This window comes from Dyella subtropica (assembly GCF_026283965.1).
GTDB lineage: Bacteria > Pseudomonadota > Gammaproteobacteria > Xanthomonadales > Rhodanobacteraceae > Dyella_D > Dyella_D subtropica.
Map to the genome: position 1 here is coordinate 111,238 of NZ_JAPDPD010000009.1, position 18,971 is coordinate 130,208.

The window sequence follows — 18,971 nt, forward strand, 5'->3', positions numbered from 1 at the left end:
CCTCCGGGGTCTCTTCCGAATGCCCTCAAGTGGCTTGCATGCGAGCCGGGATGGCACGGGTGGCGGGCTCGAGGGTCTCGATGTTTCGTCGCGCCAATCCCTTCACTTATAGGTCATCGTTAGTCAGCCGCTGGCTACTGGAGGTCTCATCGGCGTGCCGTTTGCGTTCGTCACGACTACCGGGACCACCGATATAGAGGCGTGTCACGGGGCGAGGGTTCTGTGAAAACAGTTTGCTGCTGAGGATGGCAAGATTCGCCGTGTTTCTGATTGCTTTGAGATTGGAGGTATGTGGCCCGTTATCGCTGATATGGGTAGCGCATCGCTATGGTCTCGAAGAGAGTTTGTCCATTTCGGCAATGGTCTCATCGAGTGACCCGCCGATATTCAGGGTGCGCAAACGATCCAGCGAGTGTCTTGCCTCGGTAGTGTCCCCGTTCGAGACCAACATTTTTATCTTTGTGACCTGATAGGCCGATTCAGAAGGCTGTGCTTGAACCGCCTCCTCAATCATATGTAATCCAAGTGAGTGATCGTCAAGCACATTCCAGGCGTAGTCGCCATACATGGCGAGGAGCCGCGCGGTCGGGTTGGGATGAGAGAGTGCAGCCATGAAGGCTTCTATCATCCGATCCGTAGGAAGTTCGCAGTGGTGGTCACGCGCGCACTGGGTGAGGGCACCCAACGAGCTCTCATCCTGTATGCCCGGCTTGTGAGACTTCAATTTAGCGATCATGGAGTCCCACCATGCATCTGAAAGTGGCAAATGCATGCGCGAGTTCATAAAGATCAGCGCTTGCTCTGGCAGGATTGACGATTGAGGTAGGCCGGCAGCAGCCTCCAAGGGGGGGTAGGCCAGCTTCGTGAAGGGCGAAGCTGGGTCGTAGTGGGAGTAAACGATATAGGTACGACCCAATTCGTACTGCGCGCGGGGTGATTGCGGAGCACGGGCGGCTAACTCCTCGGCAAGTCTCAATGGATTTCCCCATGCTTGCGCGGTCATCGCGGTGAGGACAGTCCAGCTGAGTAAAAGCCCGGCCATCAAGACGTAGCGAGGTAGGGCAAATCCAATAGGTCGATGACCGTCAATGGCTGATTCTGGCGGTGTGTGAGATGGCACAAGTGTTGGAATGAGTGCCAGTAGCAGTCCAAAACTGGCGAAATAGTTGCGATGCTCATAAATGAGTTCGAGCGGGAGGACGGTCGCTGTCAGAAGATGGCAACCCAGGTACAAGGCAATCCCAAGCGCTACAAGAGGCTGGCGGTTGCGTGACCATAGTGCGAGTGCAATCAGCCATCCCAGCACAAGCAGGCTCAGCAGAGTCGTCCATGGCGATAGCAGGCTTGTCGAGATCAGGAAATCATCGTGATAGAACGACAGCGCCGACGGCGTTGGTAGCAGCGTCCAACCGATATAGTCGATGACGACACGGCACTCACTGAGTAATCTTGTGCCGAGGGAGAAATCGCGAGAAGCCCATGTTTCTGGTCGCATGATGCCGGGAAGAAGCCAAGCCATGCCTATAGCCAATGGGAGAGCAAGGATTAGCAGGAATAGCGCAATGAGACCTTTGTCTTTCTTTTCTGGCAACGCGCGGAATTTCAGCACTATCCATTCAATCAGAACCGCATAGAGGGGTAGCATCACGGCGGTTTCCTTGGCTAATAGGCCAATGCCGGTTGGAACGACAAGGCTAACCAAGCACAATGTCCGGCCCGTGATATTCCTGGCGCGCGATTCTTGCCCCGGATTCGCAGTGATGGTCGCGTCGCCAAGCATGTGACGCCGGCCAACGAGGTACCCAATCAATCCAAGGAGCACAAACAGGTTTGCCAGGCTTTCCATGCGCTGAACGACGTACAGTACAGGGGTGAGGTTGATCGGTAGCAGGAGCCAAGCACCTGCGATCAGAGCAGCTAGCATGCCCTGACGGCGAGTGGGGTTGTTGATGCCATCGACTCCTATCGCGGCTACTGCAAGCAGCATGCGAGCGAGCAGGAAGACAAGCAATCCGTTGAGCAGATGGATCGCAAGGTTGGTTAGCTTCATCCAATAGGGATTGAGGCCAGTCGTTAAATAATTGATAGCGAAACTTAGCGAGGCAAGAGGGCGCTTGAAGTCGCTGGCGGGCGATGAGAGGGCTGCGCGCACCAATGAAGGCACATTCGCGGTGCTGGGGTGTACGCCAGGGTTGTCGACAATGTTCGGGTAGTCGTCAAATAGGTAGGTGCCAGAGAGGCCGGGCCAGTACAGCGTAGTCGTCGCCACAAAGGCGGCGATCAGTACCCACCATCCGCTGCTACTTGAATATCGTTCTTGACTCATCGATGGGTTAAGTGGTCTGACCGTTCGTCTGCGAGTAGTGTATTACGTAGTCGCGCCAACTCTCGATCCCAGTATTGCTGCCGATCTAGCACCCAGGCGTGGATCCGTGGCATGCCGAAGCCTGGTGGGTCCTCGCGTTGTCGTTCCGCCTGGTAGTAATCGAGATGAGCAATGCCTTGGGCAGGATAGCCGGCTGAGCCCAGCAAGGCTGCTTGCTGAAGCGCGAGGGAAATGCGCACTTGTTGGTCGAGCGCGTGATTGAATTTCTCCAACGCTGCCTCGGGTTGCCCTTCCGCTAGCGCAATGCGGCCCCATAAGAAGTCAAGATCCTGAACGCGGCCGGGGATGTCAGTGAGTTGCGGATTTGATTGAGCGGCGTTCAGCAACTTGCCGATCGTTGCCAGGTTGAGTTCCGGGCAGGGTGGGGTGGGGCTCTGGTCGAGTGCTCGCCCAAACCAATTGGTAAGCAAGATGCCGGTGTCACGAGTGGTTTGCAGGGCGCGCACGGCCGAATTCAGCGTTGACGTATCCAAATGGCCCGCCTGGCAGCGCGCAGCTACCAGATTGAGAGCGAGTTGTACCTCGTCGGGTGACTTGTTCAGTTCGCCTTGCAGCCGTGTTGCTGCCCGATCGGGTTGACCAGCAGCCAGTTCCGCCTGTGCGGCATAGGCCTGTGAGCGAGCGGAATCGGGATTGATCCGTGCCCATAGCAGTGCCTGATCGTGCATGTTGCCCCATAGCTCGGCGCGTGCATGCGTCATCATCAGCAGAGCAAGCAAGAGCCCTGTCGCGAATATAGCCTTGAGTGCATCAAGTGAATATCGGCGAATATTCAAACCGTTAAGGGCGGCGCCTGAGCGGGTAACGCTGGAGTCAAGCGGTACGCCGCACAGCCAGAGGGCGAAAGGCCAGAACAGCAGCATGGCCGGCAGGTAGTTGCGGTGTTCGAAATACAACTCGAGGGCGACGGTGGACGACTCCAGCGCCTGGCCCGCGAAGAAAAATAGCACCGCTAGCGCTATGGATGGCCATCGGCGACGGAATCGGTAGGCGCCAGCGAGTAATGCAGACATGGCAAGAACGGCAGGGAGTGTGGTGGCGGGAGACCACAGTGAGACTGACACTCGGACTTGATCGTTGAATAGCCCGGAAGTGAATGGGTGCGGAAGCCAAAGTAGCCTCAGGTATTCCATCAGCACTCGAGGCTCTGTCAGCAGGCGCTGGCCGAGAGTCCAGGGGCGTGCCGCAGAGATGCCATGAATGAAACCGTTCCAGCCCACGTAGAGCAGGTAGCTAGCTACCAAAAGGCTTGGCGCACCAGCGAGTAGATACATCGAAATGCGATAGACCTGCCTGGATTTCCGGTTCGGAAAATCAGTCAAGGAAGGCAGTGTGCTGTCGATGACAAGGGCAAGCAATGGCAACAAAATGCCGTTCGCCTTGCTCAGCATGCTGAGAAGCGTCCCGCCTGCAAGCCCCAAAGCCATCCAGGCCAATCCGCTCGGAATGCGTCCTCGATGCAGGAGTGTTCGGCCACGTAGCCACACAAGCAAGCCGGCAAGTGTGAATGTCGCGCAAAGCATTGCTTCTCGCTGGACGATGTAGAGCGTGGTCGACACCAACAATGGGTGCAGGAGCCAAAAGGCGCTACCTAGGACAGCAGCGAGATCGGCGCGCCACCGTGGCGTTTCGTTTGTCGATATCTGCCGCAGCTCGCGACCTATTTGTCGCAGCAACAGCGCAATCAAAACGGCGTTTAACAGATGCAGGATCAGGCTTGTGCGCTTGAAAGGCATCGGGTCAGCCGGCCAGTCTTGCGCATCGGCAAGAAAGCTCAGCAAAGCCAGTGGTCGGCCCGTGGGGTCGGCGGTGCCAGACGTGACATAACGCCAGAAGCCAGGCCAATTGTTGATCGGCCCCTGGGCGCCGATGGCGGGAAGATTGACGAAATCGTCGAAGAGAAAGCCGCCACGCAATCCCGGCAGATATGCCCACCAGGCGGCGATCAATATAGCTGCGAGCGCCAGGGGCAGAAACAATTGACGGGGCTTCATACCGGATTTGGGTGTGTCAAGGCAGAACGAAAAAGAAGGGCCGCACTAGGCGGCCCCTGCGTTACAAGATGCCGTGCCTGGGAATTAACGACAGGCGGACGGCAGGTACTTCGCCGGCAGAGCGGTGCCAGCCCTGCAATGCCATTCGACGCTGCCTGCATGGGTAATTGGCGAAACGATGAGCGTGGACGGGGTGGTGCTAAGGACCTTGTTCGCCTTGGTGCCACCGTAGGCTGCAGTGATCACACCGCCGTTAACTGTTACGCTGCTCACGTACTGGCCCGTGATGCTTCCGGGCGCGGCCAAGCCGGCCGACGCGTTTGCGGTCGGGAGAGTGCCCTTGCTGCTGTAGAACTCGGCAATGGCGGTTTTGGAGCCATCAGCCAGCACTGCACCTTCCGACACCTGCGTACGGATCAGATAGTCCTGATACGCCGGGATGGCGATGGCGGCGAGGATGGCGATGATCGCAACCACGATCATCAGTTCGATCAGGGTGAAGCCCTTCTGCATGTTCTTCTTCATGGTGGTTCCTCTGTTTTTGGTTAGCTAACCGTTGATGCCCCCTGAGCCCCAGTCCCGATGCCCCCTAGGCGGGATCGGCCCCATGCTTGCGGTCAGGAACGACCAGGAAGCTCGCGGCAAGGTCAAGCAGCATATGTGCCATGGCTGCCGCGAACGTATTGCCGCATAGCGGCGGGCTCAAGAAGTGTGCCTAGGTTCACGAAAGCTCACAACCGAACATCTGATCTGGCTATCGGCCGCTCGAAATGTGATCTCGGAAGCAGTCGACTGGGTTGCCCTGAAGCGGCATTAGGTGACGTTTTTTGTCCTATGGGTCGGAGTCGCAGCGTCTACTGGCGGCAGGGTGCGGGCAGATATTTGGGATCGAGCTTACTGGGAGTGCAGGTCCAGGTGATGCTGCCAGCCTGTGTAACTGGAGACAGCGCGAGATAGATGTTGGCGCCATTGATATGGTAGTTGGCTTTTGAACCCTGGAACTTCACCGTTACCTTGCCGCCGCTGACGTCCACATTGGACACATAGGAGCCGGTGATGGATGCGGCGCTGGCCAGTCCCGCAGATTGATTGTTTGGCGGATACCTCCCCGTGTTGGAGAGGAAGTCCCACACAGCAGTCTTGGCTCCGGTGGCCAGACTCATTCCTTCCGTGACCTGGGCACGAATGGCATGATCCTGATACGCCGGGATAGCGATCGCGGCGAGGATCGCGATGATCGCCACGACGATCATCAGCTCGATCAGAGTGAAGCCCTTGGCTAGGTGTTGGCGTAACATGTCAGTCCCCTGTGTGTATCTCCAGGAGAAAGGCATGTTTCGTACCAATTTGAGGGGAGGCGAATGGCTTCGGGCCTTCGATGGAAGGTGAGTAACTTGATTTCGTGACCCGAAACACGCTTCGAGTCAGGCATTCGTTCCGGTGGTATATGCCTCATTTCACCCCATGCATCCACCGCCTGACCACCGGCGTCAACAACAGCGCTACCGCGGCAGACCCCAGCCCCAGCCAGACCATGTGCTGAAATAGCTCCCCATATTTGGCCGTAGCCACAGCCATATCGATCTTCCCATCCGCCGGAATATCCAGTGCGGCGAACTTGCCAAAGATTGACGCCAGCTGTTCGGAGAACGAGGTGCCCAGCCACCAGGCGCCCATCATCAGTCCGACGACTTGAGGGACTGAGAGTTGCGTCACAGCCGCCAGGCCAATCGGTGACAAGGTGACTTCGCCGATCTCAATCAAAAAGTAGCCCAGCACGATCCACCACACGCTGCCGAGGCTATCCGGGCCGACGGCATGGTTGCCCGCCATCAGCGGCAGGAAGGCAAGTCCTGCGAAGGCAAGGCCAATCGCACTCTTTACCGGCTTGGACGGATTCATGCCGTAGCGTTCGAGGAAGGGCCATAGCCACGCCATGATCGGCGACAGCAGCACGATGAACAGCGCGCCCAGGTAGGTGAGCGAGCTGGCGCTCTGCGGCAGCACGATGCAGTCGCGCACGATCAGCGCCATGCCGAGTACGGTGAGCGAACCGAGCATCACGGCGGGTGCGCGACTGCCGCGCATGCGCAGGGCGAGCGCAACCATGAAGGGGCTGAGGATCAGCGGTAGTACGGACCATGGCACGGGGTGGCCTTCGCGGATCACCAGTGACGGAAACAGATCCTTGGTCAGCATGCGGTCGTTGAACAGCACCCACGAGCCGTAGGTCTGCTCGTACAGTGCGAAGAACAGCAAGCAGATCGCCACGAAGAACACGCAGGCCAGCATCTGTTGGCGTTGCACCGGCGTGCAGCGCACGGTGACATACCAGCCGAGCCAGCCCAGCCATGCGGCCATGGTCAGCAGTTGCAGCCATAGCACGGCGCTACCCAGTTGCATCAATGCCCAGAGCGCGGGCAGGGCGAGCGCGGCACAGAGGTAGATGGTCCACTCCACATTCAATGGGCCGATCAGGCGGCGGCGAAGTGCTTCTGGGTTCGGTGGTTCGGCGTGGCCTTGCAGGTATTTCTGGCCGGTGAGGAATACGCTCAGGCCGGCAAGCATGCCGATGCCGGCTGCGCCGAAGCCGTAGCCCCAGCCGAAGCGATCGCCGAGGTAGCCGCAGATCAGGGCGGAGAACAATGCGCCGACGTTGATGCCGGCATAGAACAAGGTGAAGCCGGAATCGAGGCGCGGGTCGTCTTCTGGATAGAGCTTGCCTACGACGGTGGAAATGTTCGGTTTGAGGAAGCCGACGCCGCTGATGATCAACGCCAGCGACAGGTAGAACACGCTCAGGGCGAACAGATCGCGATGCACGACGCCGTCTGGGCCGATGGTGGCGGCGTGTCCTTCAACGGCCATGCCGAGGTGGCCGAGGCAGAGCAGCACGCCGCCTAACACCACCGCTTTACGCATGCCGAGGTAACGGTCGGCCAGGATGCCGCCCAATACGGGCGTGGCGTAGACCAAGCCGCCGTAGGCGCCCAGCACCGACAGGCTCTCCGCGTCGCTGAAGCCGTGATGCTTAATGAGGTAGAGCGCTAGTAGCGCTTTCATGCCGTAGAACGAAAAGCGCTCCCACATTTCAGTGAAGAAGCAGATGTACAGGCCTTTGGGATGGCCGAATAGCTCGTCTGGGCTGGCGGTGGTCGAGGGCGCCGGGGCGAGCGTGGTGGCGTTGTTCATCAATGCCTGCCAATACACAAAAGGTCGAGTATAGCGATGACGCCCAAGCCGATTGGCTCCCTCCCTTGCGTGAAGCGGGGGAGGGCCGGGTGAGGTGAAGCCCCGCAATGATGTCATGAGGCTTCGGTGCAAGGGCTCACCCCTCCCCAACCCTCACTGCGACCGAAGGCAGTCCCCTTTTCGGGACAAGCAGGGGAGGGAGCATGTCGTCGCGAGCTTTTAGCTCCTCCCCCTGCTCGCAGAGGGAGGGGTAAGTGCTCGCTTGCGTCTCGCGGCACAGGCACTTACCGTCACTGCTTCCGCAACGCCAAGGGAATTCCATCCATGAAACCCCTGTTTATCGCGCTGGCGCTCTCGCTGGCGACCGTGCCGGTGGTGGCCGCCGAGGTCGAGAGCCGCGCACCGCACCCGTTCAACATCCACGATCTGGTGATGATGGATCGCGTCGGCGACCCGCAGTTGTCGCCGGACGGGCGTTATGCGCTGTACACCGTGCGCAGCACCGACTATGCCGCCAACAAGGGCGTCACCGCGATCTACATGCTGGATCTGGAGCCGGCCGGCCAGCCACGCAAGGTGATCGACAAGGGTTCTTCGCCGCGTTGGGCCGCAGATGGTTCCTTCTATTACCTGGCGGCGAAGGATGGCGTGGCTCAGCTCTGGCGCTGGGGTTCGAACAAGCCGGCGCCCGGGTTGCTGGGCAAAACGGCGGCCACGTCGACGCAGGTCACGCATGCGCCGATCGACGTCAACGCGTTCAGGCTTTCCCCTGATGGTAAGCAGGCGCTGCTCAGCTTCGAGGTGTTCACCGATTGCGCCGATCTGGCCTGCACCAAGGAACGCCTTGACGGTCGCGAAGCAGACAAGTCCACCGGCACTGTCTACAACAAGTTGTTCGTGCGGCACTGGGACACTTGGGCGGACGGTCGCCGCGCACAGCTCTACATCACGAACCTGGATGGCGTTGATGAGCATCCGCGACTGCTCAGTCGCGACATCGACGGTGACGTGCCCAGCAAGCCGTTCGGCGGTGACGATGAATTCAGTTTTTCGCCGGATGGCCGCACGGTGTATTTCGGTGCGCGTATTGCCGGCAAAACCGAGCCGTGGTCGACCAACTTCGATGTGTACAGTGTGCCGGCAGATGGTTCTGCTGCGCCGAAGAACCTGACCACTGCGAACCTCGCCTGGGATGCCTTCCCGGTGCCTTCGCCGGATGGCAAGACGCTCTACTACCTCGCGATGAAGGAGCCGGGTTCCGAGGCGGACCGCTTCGGCATCACTGCGCTGGATCTCGACAGCGGCCAGAAGCGCGAGGTCGCTCCAGGCTGGGATCGTTCCGCCGGCGGCTTGCAGGTTTCCAATGACGGCAAGACGCTTTACGCCACCGCTGACGACCATGGCCAACATCCGCTGTTCGCTATCGACGCGGCCAGCGGCAAAGTCAGCACGGTGGTTACCGATGGTGATGTGAGCGGCTATGCGCTCGGCAAGTCCCGCTTGCTGTTATCGCGCGACGATCTCAAGCGCCCAGGCGACCTTTATGTCGCCGATCCACGTGGCAAGGGCCTCAAGCAGGTTACCCATTACAACGCTGAGCGTCTCAAGAACGCGCAGGTGGGCGACCCGGAGTTCTTCACCTTCAAGGGTTGGAACAACGAGACCGTGCAGGGTTACGTGGTCAAGCCGGTGGGTTACAAGTCCGGCAAGAAGTACCCGGTGGCCTTCATCATCCACGGTGGCCCACAGGGTGCGATGAGCAATAGCTGGAGCTATCGCTGGAATCCGCAGACGTATGCGGGGCAGGGCTTTGCTGTGGTCACCATCAACTTCCACGGATCGACCGGTTACGGTCAGGCCTTCACCGAATCCATCTCGGGCGACTGGGGCGGCAAGCCGCTGGATGATTTGAAGGCCGGCTGGCAGGCCGCGCTCGGCAAGTACAGCTTCCTCGATGGCGACCGGGCTTGCGCGCTGGGCGCCAGCTACGGCGGCTACATGGTGTATTGGATCGCTGGCGTTTGGAACGAGCCGTGGAAGTGCCTGGTCGATCACGATGGCGTGTTCGATGCGCGCGCCATGTACTACGACACCGAAGAGCTCTGGTTCGAAGAGAAAGAGAACGGCGGTACGCAGTACGACCACCCGCAGAATTATGAGAAGTTCAATCCGGTCAACCATGTGAAGGATTGGCGCGTGCCGATGCTGGTGGTCCACGGAGGCAAGGATTTCCGCATTCCGGAGACGCAGGGCATGGGCGCCTTCACCGCGCTGCAGCGTCGTGGTATTCCAAGCCAGTTCCTGCATTTCCCCGACGAGAACCACTGGGTGCTCAAGCCGCAGAACAGCGTGCAGTGGCATGAGACGGTCAATGCCTGGTTAAAGCAGTGGACGTCCAAAAACGCTGGGCAAAAATCCGGCGAGTAATGCGCGACCATAAAGAAAACGGCGGCCACGTGGCCGCCGTTTTCGTTTGCATCGACAGGCTTGGCTCAGCGGCTCAGAACCACTTCGCCCGCTTCAACCCGAAGAAGATGCCGGCGACCACGCTGATCACCACGACAATGATCATGGGGTACGCCCAGGGCTGGGCGAGTTCTGGCATGTGGGTGAAGTTCATGCCGTACCAGCTGGTGAGCAGGGTGGGGGCGGCGAGCATGGCAGCCCAGCCGGCCAACTTTTTCATCACTTCGTTTTGATTGAAGGTCACTAGCGACAGGTTGACGCTGATGGCCGCGGCCAACATTTCGCGCATGGCGCTGATGGATTCGTTGACGCGAAACACATGGTCGTACACATCGCGGAAGTAGGCGCGCAGCTCGTCCTGAATCAGGTGCGGGTGCATGCGCACCAGCTGGCTGATGATGTCCTGTAGCGGCGCGGCGGCCAAGCGCAAGGTCATCAGGTCGCGTTGCATGTCGTACAGTCGTCGTACGGTGCCGCGATTGAACGTGTCGGCGAAGATGTCCTTCTCCAACTCCTGCAATTCTTCGCGAAACTCGCGCACGATGGGCAGCAGGTTGTCGACGATGAAGTCGAGCACGCCGTAGAGACCGTAGCTCGGTCCCAGTGCGAGCAGGTCTGGGGTGTATTCGCAGGCGCGCCGTGCGGGTGCGTACGAAAGCGAGGCGCCGTGGCGCACGGTGACCAGGTAGCGCGGCCCCAGGAAGATGTGCGTTTCGCCAAACGCGATATGTCCATTCACCAGCTGCGCGGTTTGCACGACGACGAATAGCGAGTCGCCATAGGTTTCGATCTTGGTGCGCTGGTGAGCTTGCTGGGCGTCCTCGATGGCTAGGTCGTGCAGGTCGAATTCTTCCTGCAGCTTCAGTAACAGGGATTCGTCTGGTTCGTGCAGGCCGACCCAGACAAAGGTCTCCGGCTTCCTCAAGACGTCGCTGATGGCATCCAGCGTGATGTCGCCGATGCGCTTGCCGTCGCGTTTGTTGTAGGCGACGCAGTTGACGACCATGCTGGCGGCAGAGGATTCAGGCGTGATGGGCTGGATCAATGACATGGCCGAATCATGCCGTTTCCGAAGCAAGGAGGGCAATGACGGGACTGAACTGGTGTGTAGTTCACGGATTATTCCGATCTCGCCAGTGCACCTCGTCGTAGGCGCTATCATCCCGACTCAAAGGTGGGGACTGCACAGGGGCGCGGTTGGCGGATGAGTACGAACGAGTACCGATTGGGGTTTCGAGGTGATATCGAAGGGCTTCGAGCTGTTGCCATCTTATTGGTGGTGGCCGCGCACGCTGGGGTTCCGTGGCTCCGCGGCGGCTTTGTCGGGGTGGATGTTTTCTTTGTCCTTTCTGGGTTCCTCATCACTGGGCTGCTAGTGCGTGAAATTGCGGATAGCGGCCGCGTAGATTTCGTTGAGTTCTATCTGCGGCGATTGCGCCGGCTTATGCCGGCGCTGATCGTGATGCTGCTGACTGTGTGTGTGTTGGCATCACAGATGCTCGTCCCAGGGGATCAGTGGGAGCAGGCTGGTGCCGCTGCAATGGCATCTGTATGGCTGAGTAATATCCATTTTGCGCTAGCCAGGCTGGATTATTTTGCCCCGGGGGCCGAGTCCAGTTTGTTCTTGCATACCTGGTCATTGGGGGTGGAAGAGCAGTTCTACCTATTCTGGCCGATATTGCTGCTGGCGGCTTTTTTGGGAGGGGGCGGAAAGCTGATGCGGCTGAAGGCAGTGTTGCTGATCGTCTTTTTGATCAGTATGGCTGGATGCCTGTCACTCACGCAGAGTGTCCCACAGTGGACGTTCTACATGATGCCTTTCCGAGCATGGCAGTTTTCGGTTGGGGCGCTTGTTTGGATTTTTCTTCAACGGCAGATTGGTGAGGAGATCGTCGGACCTCGGGTCAGTGATTCGCGGGTCCTGTACTGGGGAGGATGGTTTGGTTTGGCCGCGATTGTTGGAGCGGGGCTTGTATTTGATCCAAATACTTCCTACCCCGATTGGAAGGCTCTACTGCCGGCATTCGGCGCTGCAGGGATTCTGTCGGCCGGGCCAAATTTCTCGGCACTGAGTGTTCCACGAATGCTGTCATGGCGTCCCCTGCAGTTGCTTGGGCGAGTTTCTTATTCCTGGTATCTATGGCATTGGCCCGTGCTGTTACTCATGCGAACTGAGCCGGGGTCGAATTTTGTGATCGATAGCGCGCTGGGGGTGCTGGCCTCACTGGCGATAGCGATCGCTTCCTATCAATGGATTGAGAATCCAATTCGCAGTCAGCAGCGATGGTTGACTCATCGGTGGGCATCTCTAGTCTGTGTAGTGCTGATATCGATAGCTGCTAATTTGTTGATGCTTGCTTGGCGCAACGATGCGTCGGATCAGCTGCAAAGATCTAAAACTCAACCGTATGCCGGGGCGAGATTAGATACGCCTGCCATCTATTTCCAAGGTTGCGACGAGGGGTACCAGAGCGTTCGAGTGCATATCTGTCGTTTCGGGTCTGAGTATGCGAAGCACACGGCCGTGTTGTTCGGGGATAGCATTGCGGGGCAATGGTTTCCGGCTATGATCGAGGTTTTCGATAAGCCAGGTTGGCGTCTGCTTGTGTTGACAAAATCAGCGTGCCCGATGGTAGATGAGCCGTTTTTCTACCCGCCCATCAAGCGGGAGTTTACGGAGTGTTCGGCTTGGCGCGAGAATTCGCTGAAGCAAATTGCTTCTATCAAGCCAGACGTGGTTGTGTTGAGCACGACCTCTACTCCAGAGTTTACACAAAGGCAATGGGTTGACGGCACGTCAAGGGTGCTAGGAAAGATCAGCGGGGCATCCACGCATATATACGTGTTACGTGATACGCCACAGCTTCCGTTCGACGGCCCAAATTGCCTTGAAACGCATAAAGTGGTCATCGCGGACTCCAATGCTTTGCTGTCCTGTACGGCGTCGTCAAAGAATGAGCACGAAGATCTTGTTTTTCATTGGTTGCAGCAGGCCGCCAGTCGCTTCACCAATGTCACGGTCATTGATCTGAATGACCTGGTTTGTCCGAATGGTGTGTGCAGTGCCGAGCGACAGGGTAAGGCGGTGTATCGCGATACACATCATCTGACCGGAAGTTTTGCCGCGTCACTCGGAAAGGCGCTGGGTGAGCGGTTGGCTGCTAGACCGCCCACGGGCCAGGACGACTCTGGGGTGAAACAGGGCTTCAATTGATTATTGTGTGCCCTGTCTTGGGGGGGGGGCTATAGCTGCCACAGCCTATCGGCAAGAGCCAACAAGCAAGGCGAAGCGAATGGCCGTCAGAGGAGTTCTGATGCCTAAGGCTCTGTGGTGGTGGAGTGCGCATCTTTGCGGATTCAGTTTCAACCCAGACGACGCAGCCCGCGCCGCAAGATCCAGGAGAGAGCCAGCCAACCCGGCAGGGCGAACAAAAGCCACGGCTGATTCTGCTGCACCACGCCGGGCAGCAGATGTAGCGACACAGCCACCACAAGAGCCAGCAGCTGGAGCAGGATGACGCGGTCGGCCCAATGCGAGGCGGCCATGCCTTTGCGGATGCGCCATAGCGTGGGCAGTAGAACGAAGGCCAGCGGGTTGAACAGCAGCAGATTGGCATTGGCCCAGGCTGAGTGGTGGGCGGTGAGTGTCCATAGCACGAGCTGCAGTACGCCAACGATGCCGGCCGACACGAGATACAAGGTGCCCAGCAGCGTCAGGCCGGTGGGCCAGTAGCGCGCTGCGATCACTAATAGTGCTGCGAACAGCAGGCCGGCGATGGCCAGGGGCATGCGTAAGTCGGGCGCCTGGTCGGGCGGTGTGTCCAGACGATTCGGCGATAGCAATTGTCCGTCTTGCGTTAGCGGCCGGGTGCCGCCCTGGCCGTCGCTCACCTGGACATGGGCGAGTTCGCGTTGCAGCACCATGGGCAGGAAGCTTTCCTGCCAGGCGTTGAGCGGCTGGTCGGCGTAGGGGCCGAGGCCGAGATCGAGGATCAGCATCAGCCAGGTCTGCGCACTCATCAGGCGCGCGGTTTGCTGGCGATAGGTCATGCCGCCGGTGCGTGCTTCGAGCTGTTTCTGCAGCACGCCACCCAGTGCGCGGTTCAATGCATCGCGTACGCGTGTGGTGCAGTTGTCGACATAGTAGTCGTAGTTGTAGCGGACGTTTTCGGGGCGCAGATTCCACATCAGGAAATCGCGCAGTGCCGAAGTCTGCTCTGGCGTGAGGGCCAGTGGCTGGCGCGTTACCGAGCGACCGGACTCGATGTAGTAGCGCTGGTCCGTCTCGGTGGTGGATGCATCCATCAGGTAGTGCATACGGCCGCGCGCAAAGTTCAGCAGGAAGCCGCTCTCGTCGAAATCGAATACGCCATAGTTGAAGTCGATCGATTCGCCGCTGACGGTATCTCGCAGCTCGATGGCGTCGTGGCCGAAGCGTTCCCAATAGGTTTCGCCCGGTCCATAGCTGATCAGCGCGACCTCGAGGTTCGCGCCTGGTGCGTTCGCCACGCCGGCATGCGCGCTGGGCGGGATGCCCGCCAGGAGCAAGGCGCATAGCAGGAGGATGCGAGCAGTCAGGCTCATGGGCGGGCGTTCCGGTTTTGGGGCGAGAGGCGATTCTGCCGGAGCGTCTTCAGTCGCGACAGCTCCGGCCATGGGGGCGGAGTCAGTCTTCCGCCTGGCGGGTCACCCGGAACTGCTGCACGCGACGGTCGTCCGCCTCGGTGACGTGGAACAGATAGTCGCCGATGGCGATTTCCTCGCCGACTTCAGGCAGATGGCCGAACTCGGAGGTGGTCATGCCACCCACGGTGTCGAACTCCTCGTCGGAGAACGACGCGCCGGCCTGTTCGTTGAAATCGGCGATCGGTGTGAGTGCGCTGACCAGCCAGCCGCCGCCGGCCTGTTCGTGCATCAGCTGCGGCTCTTCCTCGTCATCATGCTCGTCGTCGATCTCGCCGACGATCTGCTCGAGCACGTCCTCGATGGTGATGAGGCCGGCGACGCCGCCGTACTCGTCCACCACCAGGGCCATGTGATTGCGGGTGTGGCGGAACTCGGCCAAGAGCACGTTGAGGCGCATGGCCTCGGGAATCAGCACGGCGGGGCGCAGGATGGTGCCGATGCTGAATTGCTCGTCGTTACCCACGAACTTCAGCAGGTCTTTCGCCAGCAGGATGCCGAGAATCTCGTCTTTGTCTTCACCGTGGACGGGGAAACGGGAATGGCCGGATTCGACCACGATGTCGAGAATGTCGCGCAGGGGCGCGTCGGCGGAGATCATCACGATCTGGGCGCGCGGGACCATGACATCATCCACGCTCAGCTCGGTGACCTTGATGGCGCCCTCGACCATGGTGAGGGTGTCGTTGGACATCAGGCCGTTGGCCTGAGCGGAGCGCAGCTCTTCAATCAGCTCTTGGCGATTGCGCGGCTCGCCGGAAAACAAATGGCCCAGTCGATCCCACCATTTGCGGTGGGCCGGGCCGCTGGTACTGCCGGGGTCCTCGTTCATTACTCTTGCGGATGCTGCCCGAATGCGGGCGGAAACCCCAGTCTAGCGGAAATTTCGTGACAATTCAGGGCTCAAGCTAAGTGCTATTCCAACTCAGGCATACGGGTCGGCGATGCCGAGCCCAGCCAGGATGCGGGTTTCCAGGGCTTCCATGGCCTCGGCTTCGGCATCTTCGATGTGGTCGTAGCCGAGCAGGTGGAGTACTCCGTGCACGGTCATATGGGCCCAATGGTCGCGGGGACGCTTGCCTTGCTCGGCGGCTTCGCGGGTCACCACGGGGGCACAGATGGCGAGGTCGCCGATCAGCGGAAGGGCTATGCCGGGTGGCAGTTCGGCCGGAAAGGACAACACATTGGTGGCGTAGTCCTTACCACGGTAATCGCGGTTGAGGGCGCGGCCTTCGTCGGTGTCGACAATACGGATGGAGAGTTCCGTGGCTTTGCGCCGACGCGCACCACGCAGTGCGGCTTCCGCCCAGAGACGGAAGCTGGCGGAGGACGGGACGCCCGTACGTGGCGCGGCGTAGCCCACCGACAGTTGCAAAGTCGGTGCTGTTTTGGCTGTGGCAGAAGTGCGCATGCCGCCAGTCTTCACCGCCTTGCTGGCGCGGCTCACTTCGGTTCCTCCGTCTGCTCGAAGGCCTCGTAGGCGCGCACGATCTTCGCCACCAGCGGATGGCGCACCACGTCGCGCGAGGTGAAGAAGGTGAAGCTGATGCCGTCGACGCCGCGCAGCACTTCGACCGCGTGGCGAAGACCTGAGCGCACGTTGCGCGGCAGGTCGATCTGGCTGACATCGCCGTTGACCACCGCCACCGAGCCGAAGCCGATGCGGGTCAGGAACATCTTCATCTGTTCGACCGTGGTGTTCTGCGCTTCGTCGAGGATCACGTAGGAGTCGTTGAGCGTGCGTCCGCGCATATAGGCGAGCGGGGCGATCTCGATCACGTTGCGCTCGAGCAGCTTGGCCACTTTTTCGAAGCCGAGCATTTCGTACAGCGCGTCGTACAGCGGGCGCAGGTAGGGGTCGACCTTCTGCGTCAGGTCGCCAGGCAGGAAGCCGAGTTTTTCGCCGGCCTCTACCGCCGGGCGCACCAGTAGCAGGCGTTGCACGCGGTTGGCCTCCAGCGCCTCCACCGCGCTGGCGACGGCGAGGTAGGTTTTGCCGGTGCCGGCGGGACCTACGCCGAAGTTGATGTCATGCGTGGTGATGGCGTGCAGGTAGCGCGACTGGTTGGCGCCGCGGGCTTTGATCACGCCGCGTTTGACCTTGATCACCACCTCTTGTGCGCTTTCCGCGGCCTCGGCGGTGATTGCGTCGATGCCGGATTCGGCCAGGTGCAGGTTGATCTTGGCACCGGTGAGCGATTCGTTTTCGGCGCCGGCGTAGAGCACGCGCAGCACTTTTTCCGCGGCCTTGGTGGCGGCTTCCTCGCCGATCACCTGGAACAGATTGCCGCGGTGGTCGATCTCCACGCCCAGGCGCAGTTCGATCTGGCGCAGGTGTTCGTCGAATGGGCCGCACAGGTTGGCGAGGCGGGCGTTGTCTTCGGGGTCGAGCGCGAAGTCGCGCTGATTGAGTTCGGTCATAGGCGCGCGAGAGTAGCGCGCGGCGCCTCTCGGGGCCACTGGCGAGCGGGTCCGAGGGCTTGGGCGCCGCGAAAGGCTGGGGGCCTGCAAACGGTTTTGCTGGGTCGCCACTTGCAAATAATTAATCGCTTAATTAATTTATGGACATGACCAAACCCAAGCCCCCTTCCACCGCACCCCGGCGACGTAGCGCCGGCCGCCCGAGCGGTGATGAACGCGATCTGCGCGCACACCTGCTGGACGTTGCCATCGCGCGGTTCGCCCGCGACGGCATCGGCGGCACCTCCCTGCGTGCGATTGCGACGGATGCCGCCGTTACGCCGGCGATGCTGCACTACTACTTTGGCGACAAGGCGCAGCTGAAGCAGGCGCTGATCGATGAGCGTCTGTTGCCGGCCTTGATTCCCATGCGTGAGCGTCTGGCACAGGCGAGCGACGACCCGGCGGTGTTGGTCGCCGGCTTTGTGCAAGGCATCGGCGAAGTGGTCGCGAAACATCCGTGGCTGCCATCGCTATGGGTGCGCGAGGTGCTGTGCGAGGGCGGCGAACTGCGCGAAGTGTTGTTCAACCAACTCATCCCCAGTCTGCCGCAGATGCTGGCGCAGCGCTTCGCCGCGGCCCAGAGCGCAGGCCGTCTGAATCCGAATCTCGATCCGCGCTTGCTGGTGGTGTCGCTGGTGGGGCTGACGCTGTTTCCCGCGGCGGGTGCGCCGATCTGGAAACGCGTTTTTCGCGCCGACGATCTGGATCCGCAGACCTTGCTTACCCATACGCTGGCCCTGCTCAAGGATGGCGTGGGTGCGAACACCTTTGGAGCATCACCATGATCATCAACACACATGCAGCATGCCGACTCGCCTTGCTGGCACTGGGCTGCACGGTGTTTCTCGCTGGATGCGGCAAGTCGCCGCCACAGGCGCTGGGTACGCTGGAATACGACCGCATCACCATGCCCGCACCCGCAGCAGAGCGTGTGGTGGCGGTCAGCGTGCGCGAGGGCGAGCAGGTCACCGCCGGACAGCCGTTGCTGAAGCTGGACCCGGCCCACACCCAGTCGGATCTCGCCGCCGCCCAGGCCCAGGCGCAACAACAGCAGGCAGCCTTGCTGGAATTGCGCGTGGGCCCGCGGCAGGAAGACATTGCCAAAGCGCGTGCGGATCTGGCCGCCGCGCAGGCCCAGGCGCGCGATGCGCGTGCTTACTACGAGCGCCTGCTGCCGTTGCGCAAGGACAACTACGTGGCGGCATCCGATCTCGATCGCGCTCGCGCCGCCGCTGGTAACGCGGATGGACAGGCGGCGGCGGCTCGCGCAGCGCTTGATCTGCTGCTGCATGGCACGCGTCCGGAGCAGATCGCCCAGGGCGAAGCCACCCTCGCTGCCGCGATCGCGCAAGCCGAGGCGCAGAAGGTGCTGCTCGCCAAGCTGGATGTTGTCGCGCCGCGCGCGGGCCGCGTAGACAGCATCCCCTACAAGCTCGGCGACCAAGCGCCCGTGGGTGCGCCGCTAGTTGTTCTGCTTGCCGGCGACGCGCCCTATGCGCGCATCTACGTACAGGAGCCGATGCGCGCGAGCGTGCATGTGGGTGACACCTTGCGCGTGCATGTGGATGGGCGAGACAAGGCGTATCTCGGCAAGGTGCGCTTGATCCGCAGCGAGCCCGAGTTCACGCCGTATTACGCCTTGATCGGCGAAGACGCGGCGCGCCTCAGCTACGTGGCCGAACTGACGCTGGGGCCGGATGCGGCGGACCTCCCGGTGGGGTTGCCTGTGCGGGTGGACTACGCTGGGGCGGGCCCATGAGCGTCAACGGCAACGGCAACGGCATCGC

General features: G+C 60.5%; 14 protein-coding genes. 4 read left to right on the forward strand and 10 right to left on the reverse strand.

Going from position 1 to position 18,971, the window contains the following annotated elements; translation table 11 throughout:
• Positions 1-325: 325 nt before the first annotated feature.
• The 5 genes from OUZ45_RS09710 to OUZ45_RS09730 form a co-directional block, all read right to left on the reverse strand.
• Positions 326-2,326 (reverse strand): hypothetical protein, encoded by a 2,001-nt coding sequence (locus tag OUZ45_RS09710; RefSeq protein WP_266169829.1) that lies wholly within the window; start codon positions 2,324-2,326, stop codon positions 326-328.
• Complete coding sequence (locus OUZ45_RS09715) at positions 2,323-4,380, reverse strand: tetratricopeptide repeat protein (protein WP_266169830.1); 2,058 nt, start codon at positions 4,378-4,380, stop codon at positions 2,323-2,325. The genes OUZ45_RS09710 and OUZ45_RS09715 overlap by 4 nt, the downstream gene beginning before the upstream one ends.
• 84 nt (positions 4,381-4,464) lie before the next feature.
• Positions 4,465-4,905, reverse strand: a complete 441-nt coding sequence (locus OUZ45_RS09720; RefSeq protein ID WP_266169831.1) for a pilin — start codon at positions 4,903-4,905, stop codon at positions 4,465-4,467.
• A gap of 329 nt (positions 4,906-5,234) precedes the next feature.
• A complete protein-coding gene (locus OUZ45_RS09725) occupies positions 5,235-5,678 on the reverse strand; it encodes a pilin (protein WP_266169832.1) in 444 nt (147 codons plus the stop codon).
• Positions 5,679-5,832: 154 nt separating this feature from the next.
• On the reverse strand, positions 5,833-7,572 hold the full coding sequence (locus OUZ45_RS09730; RefSeq protein WP_266169833.1) for a peptide MFS transporter: 1,740 nt from the start codon (positions 7,570-7,572) through the stop codon (positions 5,833-5,835).
• A 324-nt stretch (positions 7,573-7,896) separates the two neighbouring features.
• On the opposite strand from OUZ45_RS09730, the gene OUZ45_RS09735 reads away from it, so the two are divergent.
• The gene (locus OUZ45_RS09735; protein ID WP_266169834.1) at positions 7,897-9,999 is read left to right on the forward strand and encodes a dipeptidyl-peptidase 5; all 2,103 of its coding nucleotides are present in this window, start codon (positions 7,897-7,899) and stop codon (positions 9,997-9,999) included.
• Between the two features lie 73 nt (positions 10,000-10,072).
• Here OUZ45_RS09735 and OUZ45_RS09740 read toward each other — a convergent pair whose 3' ends face one another.
• Positions 10,073-11,089, reverse strand: coding sequence for a magnesium and cobalt transport protein CorA (locus OUZ45_RS09740; RefSeq protein ID WP_266169835.1), 1,017 nt, complete (start codon positions 11,087-11,089; stop codon positions 10,073-10,075).
• A 153-nt stretch (positions 11,090-11,242) separates the two neighbouring features.
• Between OUZ45_RS09740 and OUZ45_RS09745 the strand changes: the two genes are divergently transcribed.
• A complete protein-coding gene (locus OUZ45_RS09745) occupies positions 11,243-13,252 on the forward strand; it encodes an acyltransferase family protein (RefSeq protein WP_266169836.1) in 2,010 nt (669 codons plus the stop codon).
• Between the two features lie 149 nt (positions 13,253-13,401).
• Here OUZ45_RS09745 and OUZ45_RS09750 read toward each other — a convergent pair whose 3' ends face one another.
• The 4 genes from OUZ45_RS09750 to OUZ45_RS09765 form a co-directional block, all read right to left on the reverse strand.
• Complete coding sequence (locus tag OUZ45_RS09750) at positions 13,402-14,622, reverse strand: lipoprotein N-acyltransferase Lnb domain-containing protein (protein ID WP_266169837.1); 1,221 nt, start codon at positions 14,620-14,622, stop codon at positions 13,402-13,404.
• An 82-nt stretch (positions 14,623-14,704) separates the two neighbouring features.
• The gene (locus OUZ45_RS09755) at positions 14,705-15,553 is read right to left on the reverse strand and encodes a CorC family transporter (RefSeq protein ID WP_266169838.1); all 849 of its coding nucleotides are present in this window, start codon (positions 15,551-15,553) and stop codon (positions 14,705-14,707) included.
• Between the two features lie 93 nt (positions 15,554-15,646).
• Complete coding sequence (gene ybeY / locus OUZ45_RS09760; protein ID WP_266169906.1) at positions 15,647-16,132, reverse strand: rRNA maturation RNase YbeY; 486 nt, start codon at positions 16,130-16,132, stop codon at positions 15,647-15,649.
• Positions 16,133-16,164: 32 nt separating this feature from the next.
• A complete protein-coding gene (locus tag OUZ45_RS09765; RefSeq protein WP_266169839.1) occupies positions 16,165-17,142 on the reverse strand; it encodes a PhoH family protein in 978 nt (325 codons plus the stop codon).
• 146 nt (positions 17,143-17,288) lie between these two features.
• Here OUZ45_RS09765 and OUZ45_RS09770 point away from each other — a divergent pair, with 146 nt between their 5' ends.
• Together OUZ45_RS09770 and OUZ45_RS09775 are read left to right on the forward strand one after the other, a co-directional pair.
• Entirely contained in the window at positions 17,289-17,969 is a 681-nt protein-coding gene (locus OUZ45_RS09770; RefSeq protein ID WP_266169840.1) for a TetR/AcrR family transcriptional regulator, read from the forward strand.
• On the forward strand, positions 17,966-18,943 hold the full coding sequence (locus tag OUZ45_RS09775; RefSeq protein ID WP_266169841.1) for an HlyD family secretion protein: 978 nt from the start codon (positions 17,966-17,968) through the stop codon (positions 18,941-18,943). Before OUZ45_RS09770 ends, OUZ45_RS09775 begins: the two co-directional genes overlap by 4 nt.
• Positions 18,944-18,971 lie beyond the last annotated feature (28 nt).

Bases quoted from the DNA above. Each gene is read 5' to 3' on its own strand.
- OUZ45_RS09750 (WP_266169837.1), bottom strand. From the start codon at position 14,622: ATGAGCCTGACTGCTCGCATCCTCCTGCTATGCGCCTTGCTCCTGGCG.
- OUZ45_RS09710 (WP_266169829.1), bottom strand. From the start codon at position 2,326: ATGAGTCAAGAACGATATTCAAGTAGCAGCGGATGGTGGGTACTGATC.
- OUZ45_RS09725 (WP_266169832.1), bottom strand. From the start codon at position 5,678: ATGTTACGCCAACACCTAGCCAAGGGCTTCACTCTGATCGAGCTGATG.
- OUZ45_RS09715 (WP_266169830.1), bottom strand. From the start codon at position 4,380: ATGAAGCCCCGTCAATTGTTTCTGCCCCTGGCGCTCGCAGCTATATTG.
- OUZ45_RS09740 (WP_266169835.1), bottom strand. From the start codon at position 11,089: ATGTCATTGATCCAGCCCATCACGCCTGAATCCTCTGCCGCCAGCATG.
- OUZ45_RS09745 (WP_266169836.1), top strand. From the start codon at position 11,243: ATGAGTACGAACGAGTACCGATTGGGGTTTCGAGGTGATATCGAAGGG.
- OUZ45_RS09775 (WP_266169841.1), top strand. From the start codon at position 17,966: ATGATCATCAACACACATGCAGCATGCCGACTCGCCTTGCTGGCACTG.
- OUZ45_RS09765 (WP_266169839.1), bottom strand. From the start codon at position 17,142: ATGACCGAACTCAATCAGCGCGACTTCGCGCTCGACCCCGAAGACAAC.
- OUZ45_RS09730 (WP_266169833.1), bottom strand. From the start codon at position 7,572: ATGAACAACGCCACCACGCTCGCCCCGGCGCCCTCGACCACCGCCAGC.
- OUZ45_RS09720 (WP_266169831.1), bottom strand. From the start codon at position 4,905: ATGAAGAAGAACATGCAGAAGGGCTTCACCCTGATCGAACTGATGATC.
- ybeY (WP_266169906.1), bottom strand. From the start codon at position 16,132: ATGCGCACTTCTGCCACAGCCAAAACAGCACCGACTTTGCAACTGTCG.
- OUZ45_RS09770 (WP_266169840.1), top strand. From the start codon at position 17,289: ATGACCAAACCCAAGCCCCCTTCCACCGCACCCCGGCGACGTAGCGCC.
- OUZ45_RS09755 (WP_266169838.1), bottom strand. From the start codon at position 15,553: ATGAACGAGGACCCCGGCAGTACCAGCGGCCCGGCCCACCGCAAATGG.
- OUZ45_RS09735 (WP_266169834.1), top strand. From the start codon at position 7,897: ATGAAACCCCTGTTTATCGCGCTGGCGCTCTCGCTGGCGACCGTGCCG.